Source organism: Streptococcus parasanguinis, from assembly GCF_901875555.1.
In the GTDB taxonomy this organism is placed as follows: Bacteria; Bacillota; Bacilli; order Lactobacillales; family Streptococcaceae; genus Streptococcus; species Streptococcus parasanguinis_H.
The window spans coordinates 54,266-64,218 of sequence record NZ_CABFMD010000005.1; the positions used below are offsets into that span (position 1 = coordinate 54,266).

The 9,953-nt window shown below is 41.8% G+C and carries 13 protein-coding genes; all 13 read left to right on the forward strand.

Going from position 1 to position 9,953, the window contains the following annotated elements; all coding sequences use genetic code 11:
- Positions 1 to 234 precede the first annotated feature (234 nt).
- The 13 genes from JX304_RS01810 (at position 235) to JX304_RS01870 (ending at position 9,874) form a co-directional block, all read left to right on the forward strand.
- Entirely contained in the window at positions 235 to 543 is a 309-nt protein-coding gene (locus tag JX304_RS01810) for a hypothetical protein (RefSeq protein ID WP_205011015.1), read from the forward strand.
- A 12-nt stretch (positions 544 to 555) separates the two neighbouring features.
- Positions 556 to 765, forward strand: coding sequence for a helix-turn-helix transcriptional regulator (locus JX304_RS01815; RefSeq protein WP_003002675.1), 210 nt, complete (start codon positions 556 to 558; stop codon positions 763 to 765).
- 2 nt (positions 766 to 767) lie between these two features.
- Complete coding sequence (locus JX304_RS01820) at positions 768 to 1,541, forward strand: DUF3169 family protein (protein ID WP_205011004.1); 774 nt, start codon at positions 768 to 770, stop codon at positions 1,539 to 1,541.
- 11 nt (positions 1,542 to 1,552) lie between these two features.
- Positions 1,553 to 2,446: an ABC transporter ATP-binding protein gene (locus JX304_RS01825; RefSeq protein WP_205011005.1), complete on the forward strand. Its 894-nt coding sequence runs from the start codon at positions 1,553 to 1,555 to the stop codon at positions 2,444 to 2,446.
- Positions 2,443 to 3,657, forward strand: coding sequence for an ABC transporter permease (locus JX304_RS01830; RefSeq protein WP_205011006.1), 1,215 nt, complete (start codon positions 2,443 to 2,445; stop codon positions 3,655 to 3,657). Before JX304_RS01825 ends, JX304_RS01830 begins: the two co-directional genes overlap by 4 nt.
- Positions 3,658 to 3,809: 152 nt before the next feature.
- Complete coding sequence (locus JX304_RS01835; RefSeq protein ID WP_205011007.1) at positions 3,810 to 4,418, forward strand: hypothetical protein; 609 nt, start codon at positions 3,810 to 3,812, stop codon at positions 4,416 to 4,418.
- Positions 4,415 to 5,041 (forward strand): hypothetical protein, encoded by a 627-nt coding sequence (locus tag JX304_RS01840; RefSeq protein ID WP_205011008.1) that lies wholly within the window; start codon positions 4,415 to 4,417, stop codon positions 5,039 to 5,041. Before JX304_RS01835 ends, JX304_RS01840 begins: the two co-directional genes overlap by 4 nt.
- Positions 5,038 to 5,667 carry a hypothetical protein gene (locus JX304_RS01845; RefSeq protein ID WP_205011009.1) on the forward strand — a complete coding sequence of 210 codons (630 nt, stop codon included), beginning with the start codon at positions 5,038 to 5,040 and terminating at the stop codon, positions 5,665 to 5,667. Before JX304_RS01840 ends, JX304_RS01845 begins: the two co-directional genes overlap by 4 nt.
- Positions 5,664 to 6,290, forward strand: coding sequence for a hypothetical protein (locus tag JX304_RS01850; protein ID WP_205011010.1), 627 nt, complete (start codon positions 5,664 to 5,666; stop codon positions 6,288 to 6,290). Before JX304_RS01845 ends, JX304_RS01850 begins: the two co-directional genes overlap by 4 nt.
- A gap of 111 nt (positions 6,291 to 6,401) precedes the next feature.
- Entirely contained in the window at positions 6,402 to 7,325 is a 924-nt protein-coding gene (locus tag JX304_RS01855) for an aldo/keto reductase (protein WP_205011011.1), read from the forward strand.
- Between the two features lie 147 nt (positions 7,326 to 7,472).
- Positions 7,473 to 8,048, forward strand: a complete 576-nt coding sequence (locus JX304_RS01860) for a TetR-like C-terminal domain-containing protein (RefSeq protein ID WP_205011012.1) — start codon at positions 7,473 to 7,475, stop codon at positions 8,046 to 8,048.
- Positions 8,045 to 8,725 carry an ABC transporter ATP-binding protein gene (locus tag JX304_RS01865; RefSeq protein ID WP_205011013.1) on the forward strand — a complete coding sequence of 227 codons (681 nt, stop codon included), beginning with the start codon at positions 8,045 to 8,047 and terminating at the stop codon, positions 8,723 to 8,725. The genes JX304_RS01860 and JX304_RS01865 overlap by 4 nt, the downstream gene beginning before the upstream one ends.
- A gap of 3 nt (positions 8,726 to 8,728) precedes the next feature.
- Entirely contained in the window at positions 8,729 to 9,874 is a 1,146-nt protein-coding gene (locus tag JX304_RS01870; RefSeq protein ID WP_205011014.1) for an FtsX-like permease family protein, read from the forward strand.
- Positions 9,875 to 9,953: the final 79 nt, after the last annotated feature.

The following is a 9,953-nucleotide window of genomic DNA, read 5'->3' on the forward strand; positions in this document are numbered from 1 at the left end:
TTGTTTACACTCTAAACAGTTGAGACATTCTCAGCTGTTTTTTTCTTCCAGAAATTGTATGTTATAGTGCTTAAAACCCTATATAAATAAAGAAATTGTTTTAAGTGCTCAAAATATCTATGTCAACTATCTTGCTATTTTTGACAACTATTTTTATTTTTTTGACAAATATACTTGTCAAAAAGAAAAAGAAGTGTTACAATGATTTTAGTTGAAAGAAGGGAAGGTTTTCTTATGGGAGCCATATGGATTCTGTTTATCCCTTTTCTGTTTATCATTTATGCAAGCTCAGAAAAGAAGATAAAAAGATTGAACAAACGCATTAGACGATTAGAAAAACAAGTGAAAGGAAATCAAGATATGTCTAGACGTTTAGAAGAATTGAAAGGCCAAACGGTCACTGTCACAGTAAATGGTTTTGGAACCGAATATGAAATTGTGGATATTGATGAAGATTGGGTCAAACTGACTCGTGTGAATAATAAACAACAAAGCGAAACAAAATTAGTTCGCATCGAAGATATTCAAGGTGTTCAGCTATAGGAGGCGAAAGCCATGATCTTAAAAAATCGATTGAAAGAGCTGAGGGCGCGTGATGGGCTCAACCAATCCGAGCTAGCCAAGCTAGCAGGAGTCTCGCGCCAGTCCATCAGTCTCTTGGAGCGGGGGGAATACACCCCCTCGGTTATCATTGCGATCACTATCGCACAGATTTTCAAGGAACCGGTGGAAAATGTATTTAGTCTAGTAGAGGGAGAGGAATAACAATGAAAAAGAAATATAAAGAAAGGTCAGCCCGTTACCGTTTTTGGAGAAACATGGTCATGGTCCTATCAGGATTAATCGTTGGTTTTTTGATCGGATTTGTTGGGTCAGACCATCCTATTGAATTCCAAAAGTTATTTGATCGAGATATGCTCTACATAGGCTCTATCATTTTATATCTGATGGTTTTCGGGGTTGCGTCTACCTACCTCATCTCATCGTGCCAGTCGTACCATTTGATGGAGGCGATCGAGGATGAAGACGAGGCCTACCGTTATGAAAGCCAAACGAGAAGGATTTATGACTTGGCTACGATTTTCAAAGGCGTCATGATTGTTCCCTATCTGCTAGTGATTTACTTCTCTTGCCAAAAATTAGTCTATGAAGAAAAACTGACAGGTACCCTTGGGAAATACACCATCCCGTTTGTTTTCCTTGCTTTGCTCCTCCTTACTTTTGGATTGGAACATCAGTTTCGAAAAACCTTTAAACAGATTTATGGAAAAGCGATCCCACGCAATTCTAGCGGTGCAGAAGTCCGTGAATTAATGATGAGTATGATGGATGAAGCAGAAAAACAAATTTGCTATGAGGAGAACTTCGATATTGTTTTCAAGTTAAGCAATTATGTCTTACCGATTTCCTTGATGGTGATAATCTTAGTTGGCATTACTTTCCAGACCGATATCTTGTTAGCATTAGTAGTGGTATCACTGATTTATATCTATATCTTAGTCTCACAGTACAAGATTACCAAACGTTATTATAAAGAGTAGAGGAGTTATCTATGTTAGAAATTAGACATTTAGAAAAGAGTTTTGGGGATAAGCAGGTCCTCTTTGGAGTGGATCTAACAGCTCAACAAGGGCATATCCTTGGCTTAGTTGGGAAAAATGGGGCTGGGAAAACAACTATTTTCCACAGCATCCTGCGTTTTTTGGACTACAGCGGTGAGATCCACTTAGATGGCAAAGCGATTACGCAAGAAACTTACAAAGAAATTGGTTATTTGCCGGAAGAGCGTAGTCTCATGCCAAAACTCACGATTTTTGAGCAGGTCCGCTATTTGGCTGCCTTAAAAGGAATGAGCACTGTCGAGGTCAAGGAAAAATTACCGACCTGGATGGAAAAACTCCAAGTAAAAGGGAAATTGACTGATAAAATCAAGAGTCTCTCAAAAGGGAACCAACAGAAGGTGCAACTGATCATCACCTTGATTCATGAGCCTAAATTGATCATTTTAGATGAACCCTTTAGTGGCCTGGATCCGGTCAACACAGAAGTGCTCAAGCAGGTCATCTTTGAAGAAAAAGAGCGTGGGGCCACCATTATCTTTTCTGACCACGTTATGACCAATGTGGAAGAGTTGTGTGATGATATCCTAATGATCCGTGATGGTTCGGTGGTCCTTTCAGGGCCTGTCCAAGAGGTCCGGAATAGCTATGGCAAGACACGCCTCTTTGTCTCTAACGACTTTAGTAAAGAGGAGCTAGAAGCTCTGCCACACGTGACCAAGGTCAGCATGACCAAGCAAGGGACTTGGAAGCTGATCTTGGATGACGCGTCAGCGGGTCCAGAATTATTTGACCGCTTGACCAAGGGCCACTACCTTGCGACCTTTGACCACCAAGCCCCAACTATTGATGAGATCTTTAAACTTGAATCAGGAGTAGAAGTATGAAACAGATGTTTGTCGTAATGAAAGAAACCTATATCAGACAAGTGAAATCATGGAGTTTTCTCTTCATGGTCTTGGGCCCTTTCCTCTTTTTAGGATTGGGTGTCGGAATCGGTTATTTGACGGATTCTTCTACAGATACGAAGAATCAGGTGGCCTTGGTGACAGAAGTGCCAGCTGTCAAAGAAAGTCTCAAAGGAACCGATGGCTTGACATTAGACTACAAAGATGAAGCTGCAGCTAAAAAAGCCATCAAGGATGAGAAAGCAGCTGCTTACCTGACAGTCGATGAAAAAGATGGCCAATTAGAAGCCACTTATGTGGGCGACCAAGCCATGAAAACGGAATTGAAAAACCTTGTCTCTGCGAAGTTAAGCCAGGTCCAACAAGGGATCAATCTAGCGCGTGCCAATCTAAGCAAAGAGCAAGTCACAGCCTTGTCTCAACAGGTTTCTCTCAAAGAAAAAATTGATGAGAAAAAAGAAGGCTTGAAAACGGTGCAAACCATGGTTGCAGGTGGTCTAGGAATGCTGCTTTATATGATTTTGATCTTCTACTCGAGTATCACAGCCCAAGAAGTGGCTAGTGAAAAGGGAACTAAGATCATGGAAGTGGTCTTCTCTAGTATCAAAGCAACCGACTATTTCTTCGCACGCATGCTCGGACTCTTCGGAGTGATCTTTACCCACATTTTTGTCTATGTGATTGGTTTGGTAGGCGTTTGGATCTTTAGAGCAGATATCCCTGTGGTCAAGGATATTCTCGCTCCAAACTCTCCAATTACCCAGCACCTAGCAGAGTCGATCTCGCTTAATACCGTCTTCTTCATTATCCTTGGGATCTTTATGTATGTGGTGCTCTCTGCCTTCTTAGGCTCCACAGTTGCACGACCTGAAGATTCAGGAAAAGCGATTTCGCCACTAATGATGTTAGTTATCTTTAGCTTCCTTGGTGTAACCACCTTGGGAAGTGCCGGTGATGTCTTCTTATTGAAGATCGGTTCCTACATTCCATTCTTTTCAACCTTCTTCATGCCTTTCCGTACCATCAATGGCTATGCGACTGGTCTTGAATCTTGGGCTTCATTGGGAATTGCGGTCCTCTTTACCATCGTGGGAACAGTTCTCATTGCTCGAATCTACGCGAGCCTGATCCTCCAGACCGACGACCTCGGACCATGGAAGACCATCAAACGTGCTCTTAGCTATCGCTAATCAAACAAGCCCTCAGTTATTGCTGAGGGCTTTTTGAATGCCTTGAAATTTATCAGTGGGCTATTTAAAACGATATTCCTTCATGCTAACATGTATTTTTTATTAAATTATGATATGATGGAGGGGAATAAAGAGAATAGAGAAAAGAACGAATGAGACTCTATATCAAAGGTGATTATACAAAAAGAGTACCTTATGGTTATTTGGAACTAGCTGGAAAAATGTGGTTTCCAGAAGATGAGCAAGTTTCTTACTCAAATGCTGGGAACAATGATGATTTACAAGAAGATTTTTTCTCAAATTTATCCTTGAGGAAAGGCACCGCGGATAAGAGATGGTCTAGTGTCCCCTTAAAGGAAGGGGTACGAAGACTCTTTTCACATATTGAGGAATGTATTGAGATAGAGTTTGAAGATGCATTCGCTACGGATTATAATGAAAAGGGAGACTATCTCCGTATTTTAACCACCCATCTAGAAGTTTTGACAGTTGATAAACGAGCCATGTACATTATGGCGCTTGAGATTGCAAAGGTGATTGATGGGCAAATTAGCGAGGATAATAAGAAGACATGGCTAACAGTCGAGGAGTTTAGGAAAAAGCACGAGGCTATTCTATCTCTGACTTTTGAAGAAGCAAATGAACGAAGTTTAACTGAAATTCAAACGATGGATGTGGTAGACGACCCTCTTTGGGAGGAAGAAGCCACTCGTCGAAAAGAATACATCTTAGCACACGGAGGCGATATCACGGATTTATGAGACTCTTTATAAAAAGTGATTTTACGAAAAAAATAGACTTCACAACTAGAGAGCTTATTTGGAAGATGTGGTTTAAGGAATGGCATGGTCATCCTATTACATACTCGAACGTCGGTGATGATGCTATGTTACAGGATGATTTCTTTTTTGGTGTACAATTTGATAAATGGCGATTTAATGATAAACGGTGGAATCATATACCATATGACAAGAATAATCCATGGAATTCGTTTTCTGATGAAAATATTCAATTAGAATTTGAAAATGATTTTATTACGGATGGGAGAGAACATGGCGAAAACCTTAGGATTGCGACTACTCATAGGGACATTTTAACTGTTTATAAACGAGCTATGTATATCATGGCAATCGAGGTGGCTGGTGCATTTGATGGAAAAATTAGCGAGGATGACAAAGAGACCTGGATGGATGTAGAGACTTTTAAGAAGTTGCACAAGGATGTCTTATCACTAACCTACGATCAAGCAACTGATATCAGTGTGGAGGAACTGAAAAGTATGAGAGCTATAGAAGATCCCTTGTGGGATGAAGAAGAACGCCTTCGTGAAGAATACATAGCAATCCATGGCGAACGTGTTTACGACGACGAGGACGAAGATTGAGAATTTATATCAAAGGCGATTATGCTAAAAAAATAACATTTACTACTAGAGAACTAGTTTGGAAGATGTGGTTTAAGGAACGGAATGGCAAGAAAATAAGTTACTCCAACGTTGGTGATGATGAGATGCTGCAAGATGATTTTTATTTCGGAGCAGAGTTGCGCAAATGGGCTTCAGTTGACGAAAGATGGGATAAGGCTCCTTTTATAATTCCGAGCAATCCTTGGTTGTCCTTGCAATATGAAGATATTGAACTTGAATTTGAACATGCCTTTATTTCCGACGACCGCGAAAAGGGGGAGTTTATTCGAATTGCCTCAACTCATATAGATATTTTGACGGTTGACAAGCGTGCTTTATACGTTATGGCTATTGAAGTAGCATCTGCCATTGATGGTCAGATTAGCGAAGACGATAAGCAAAGTTGGCTAAGTGTAGAAGAATTTAAGGAAACTCACAAGGATGTTCTTTCACTGACTTATGATGAAGCGGTTGACATCAGTTTGGAAGAATTGAAGACAATGGTACCGGTAAGAGATCCTCTATGGGAAGAGGAAGAAAGGCTTCGAGAAGAGTACATAAAAATCCATGGCGGACGTGTTTATGACGATGAGGAAGACGAGTGAGACTATATCTTAAAGGCGATTACACCAAAGAAATTCCATTTGATTACTTAGAACTAGCGAAGAGAATGTGGTTTGAGGAAAAAGATGGTAAGCCAGTAGATTTTTCTTATTTTGGGAATACTCACCCATTTAAAACAGACCCAACTATTCACTTGAAATTGAATAAGTGGATGCATGATAATAGATGGAATAATGTTCAGTTGAAAGAAGGAATTATCAACAAATTTGGGAGTCATGTATATGAAAATCTTGAATTAGATTTTGAAGATAATCCAGCAACAGACTATCGAGAAAAAGGAGACTGTCTACGTTTAGCTTCTACCCATCTTGACCTTCTCACTGTTGATAAACGTGCTTTCTATATTATGGCCATTGAGATTGCGACTGCTATTGATGGTCAGATTAGCGAAGATGATAAAAAGAGCTGGTTAAGTGTAGAGGAATTTAAAAACCGGCATGAGGATATCCTTTCGATGAGTTATGAAGAGGCCAATGAGCTGAGTTTGGAAGAAATTCTTTTTATGGACGAAGTGAGAGACCCGGTTTGGTCAGAAGATGACCGCAGAAATGAAGAATATATCCGAATCCATGGTGAAGTGGAGTTGGATGACGAGGAAGAATAAGAAATTCTACTTCAACCTGAGAGCCCTCAGTTACAGCTGAGGGCTTATTGATTTCAAATTGACTTTTGCAACCCTTTTCACTACAATAGAACTACAGAAAAGGAGGCGGACATGAACTATATTGAGTTTGCTGAAAATGAGCGTTTGTCCACCATTGTCCTTGGGATGATGCGGATCAGTCAGATGAGTGAAGACGAGGTGGAGGCCTTGGTGGAGGTGGCCTTGTCGATTGGCATTAACACCTTTGACCTAGCGGATATCTATGGCGATGGCCAGTGTGAGGTCCTGCTGGGTAAGGTTCTCAAGCGCCGTCCGGATCTTCGGGACCAGATGTGGATCCAGTCCAAGTGTGGGATTCGCAAAGACGGTTTTACCTATTTTGATTTTTCGAAGGACTATATTTTGGACTCCGTCGATGGTATCCTCGAGCGTCTGCAGATCGAGCGCTTAGATAGTCTCCTCCTTCACCGACCGGATGCCCTCATGGAGCCGGAAGAAGTGGCGGCAGCTTTTGATCACTTGGAGCAAGCGGGCAAGGTCCGTCATTTTGGGGTGTCCAATCAAAATCCTATGATGATTGAATTGCTCAAAACGTCTGTCAAACAACCACTCAAGGTCAATCAGTTGCAGTTGAGTGCCGCCTTTACGCCTAGCTTTGAGGCAGGTTTTCATGTCAATATGGAAGGGCCAAAAGCAGCCGTGCGAGATGGTAGTGTCTTTGAGTATTGTCGCTTAACTGATACGGTGATTCAAGCCTGGTCTGTCCTCCAGCATGGCTTTTTCAAGGGGAACTTTGTGGGCAAGGAAGAGTTTGCGGCCCTCAATCATGTCCTCAATGACTTGGCGAAGAAATACCAGGTCACTCCGACAGCTATCGCCCTTGCTTGGGTCCTCCGCTATCCGGGTAAGATGCAGGCCGTCATCGGAACGATCAAACCCCAGCATGTCCTTGAAGCAGGGAAAGCAGCAGAGGTGAATTTGACCCGCAAGGAATGGTACCAAATCTACCTTGCTGCAGGTAATGATTTGCCTTAGAAACTTATTAGTAGACCACCCTCACTTGTATCAGTGGGCTGGTCTTTTGTTTTATACTTTACGAATTTTTCTTGACAAGTCTTACTTTGTTATGGTATTCTTTATGCAACATATGTTGCGTAACAACTGTTGCGTGAAAGGAGTCTTATGCCACCAAAGGTTAAATTTAGTAAAGAGACTATCATTGGGACGGCTTTACAATTGGTACGCGATGAGGGCCTGGCTAGTTTGACGGCTCGAGCATTAGCGGAGAAACTGGGAGCCACGCCAAGGGTCATTTTTGGGCAATTTGCTAATATGTCTGAGTTACAAGCAGAGGTTGTTGTTGCTGCGGAAATGGTAGTGGTGGAGTATATACGCCAGGCTTTAGAAGATGAGAAGCCTTTTCGATCTGTCGGGGTTGCTTATATTCTTTTCGCCTCAAAAGAGCCCCAACTCTTTCAGTTGCTTTTCCAAAATCCTAGCAAAGATCCGATTCGTTGCTTTCAAGATTTTCTTCCCATGAAGGATCATAGTTACCAATTGGTTCTGGATTCGATTGTCGCAGACTATCCGTTGACGTTAGAGGAGGCTAGTCGCTTGTACCAGCATCTATTTATCTACTCACACGGGATGGCCTCTATGGTTGCTTCTGGTATTTATCAGTTTAGCATGGAAGAAGTGATTGGATTATTGACAGAAGTTTGTCAATCTCTCATCAAAGAAATGGTAGGAAAGAAATGATTCAACTAGAAAATGTTCACAAAAGCTATGGGCAAACCAAGGTCTTAAAAGGGATTGATTTGCAGATTCAAGACCAGGATGATGTGGTTATCCTAGGCCCTTCTGGATCGGGCAAGTCAACTCTCTTAAACGTGTTATCCGGATTAGAAAAGGTAGATGAGGGACATATTCTTATCCAAGGTCGGGATTTATCGCAACTCACGGATGCTCAATTGACAGCCTTTAGACGTGAGAAGATAGCCTTTATTTTTCAGCAGTATTATTTATTGCCTAATCTGACGGTTAGACAGAATGTAAAGATGGGAGCTGACCTGGCGAGCAATCATGATTTTTTGCAGATTATCAAAGATTTGGGGCTTGGCGATAAGCTGGATAAGTATCCGAGTGAATTATCTGGTGGGGAACAGCAGAGAGTGTCTATTGCTCGTGCCTTGGCCAAAAAGCCAGAGATTCTTTTCTTAGATGAGCCGACGGGGGCCTTGGATGAAGAAACAGGGCGCAAGATTCTGGACTATATCTGGAAGTTGAAGGAAAAGTTGGGCTTTACTTTAATTATGGTGACGCACAACCAAAATATTGCGGATATGGCCAGAACCATCATTCGCGTTAATAGTGGCAGGATTACCCAAGTTGTGACTAATGATCAGCCTCAGACTGCCTATGAGATTGGATGGTAAGCCATGTTTTCAGTAAAAGATATTCGAAAATTAGTTGTCGTCAGTATCATTGGAGCTTGTGCGGTCTTTGTGGCCAATCTCTTCTTGAATTTTTACCTGGATATCGAGCAGGTGGAGATTTCTAAAACCAATCCGATGATTACGGCCTACTATGATGCCCAGGTTTCGCTATCTTGGATGGTGGCCATGGTCAGTGGGGTCGTCTTGTCCTTGACGTCGATCCTTCTCATGTGTTTTTATATCAAACAATTTGTCGATGACCACAAGGAACAGTTAGGGATTTTAAAGGCTTTAGGCTATAGCAATGGCCAGTTGGCGAAACGATTTTGGGCCTTTGGCCTCAGTTTTGGAGTTGGGGCTCTTCTTGGCTATTTCGCTTCTTTTCTTATGATGGGACATTTTTATGACTTTCGAAATGAGAAGGGGATTCTGCCAGAAATTACCATTCATTTCCACTGGCAGCTCTTGGTCGCTTTGGTGATGCTGCCAACGACCTTCTTTATGGTCCTTGCGATTGGTTATGCTCGAAGACAACTACAAACACCGGCCCTTCGCTTATTGAAAAAATCCCCTACACCAATCAAGGTCAAAAGGAGAAAAAGGGCTCCTAAAAAAGAGAAATCCTTCCTAAATGAGCTGTCTTCGTCGCTGATTTGGGGGAGAAAATCGATCTTGTTTTTTGTGGTCTTTGGCTCCATGTGTTTTGCGGCCATGGTTCAATTGTCTTTTGGGCTAAGGGACTACACAGATGACATCATCCAAACGATGATGATCATGATTGGCTTGATCCTTTCTTTCTCGATTCTCTTTTTGTCATTGGGGATTGTGGTCTCAGAAAGTCGCGAAACCTTGGCTCTTATGAAGGCATTTGGCTACACTGATCGTGAATGCCAAAGTCATATTCTCGCTCCTTATCGTTTCTGGGCTTATCTAGGATTTGCCCTTGGGACGGTTTATCAATATGGCATTATGGAAATCTTGATTGGTGTGATCAAAGACACAGTACCTGAAAAGATTGAGCACAACTTTGATGGGAATGTGTGCTTTTGGACCTTGCTCGGTTTTGCGGTGGTTTATGAAAGCCTCTTTTATCTATCCAACAGAAAACTCCAAAAACAAACGATTAAAGAAGTGCTCTTAGCAGAATAAATAGAAAAGAGAGTGGGACAGAAATCGGTAATTCGTTAGAATTCGATTTCGTCGTCCCACCTCCGCACAGTTGAGTAGG

Coding starts and splice junctions, on each gene's coding strand:
- JX304_RS01810 (WP_205011015.1), top strand. CDS start 235: ATGGGAGCCATATGGATTCTGTTTATCCCTTTTCTGTTTATCATTTAT.
- JX304_RS01815 (WP_003002675.1), top strand. CDS start 556: ATGATCTTAAAAAATCGATTGAAAGAGCTGAGGGCGCGTGATGGGCTC.
- JX304_RS01820 (WP_205011004.1), top strand. CDS start 768: ATGAAAAAGAAATATAAAGAAAGGTCAGCCCGTTACCGTTTTTGGAGA.
- JX304_RS01825 (WP_205011005.1), top strand. CDS start 1,553: ATGTTAGAAATTAGACATTTAGAAAAGAGTTTTGGGGATAAGCAGGTC.
- JX304_RS01830 (WP_205011006.1), top strand. CDS start 2,443: ATGAAACAGATGTTTGTCGTAATGAAAGAAACCTATATCAGACAAGTG.
- JX304_RS01835 (WP_205011007.1), top strand. CDS start 3,810: ATGAGACTCTATATCAAAGGTGATTATACAAAAAGAGTACCTTATGGT.
- JX304_RS01840 (WP_205011008.1), top strand. CDS start 4,415: ATGAGACTCTTTATAAAAAGTGATTTTACGAAAAAAATAGACTTCACA.
- JX304_RS01855 (WP_205011011.1), top strand. CDS start 6,402: ATGAACTATATTGAGTTTGCTGAAAATGAGCGTTTGTCCACCATTGTC.
- JX304_RS01860 (WP_205011012.1), top strand. CDS start 7,473: ATGCCACCAAAGGTTAAATTTAGTAAAGAGACTATCATTGGGACGGCT.
- JX304_RS01865 (WP_205011013.1), top strand. CDS start 8,045: ATGATTCAACTAGAAAATGTTCACAAAAGCTATGGGCAAACCAAGGTC.
- JX304_RS01870 (WP_205011014.1), top strand. CDS start 8,729: ATGTTTTCAGTAAAAGATATTCGAAAATTAGTTGTCGTCAGTATCATT.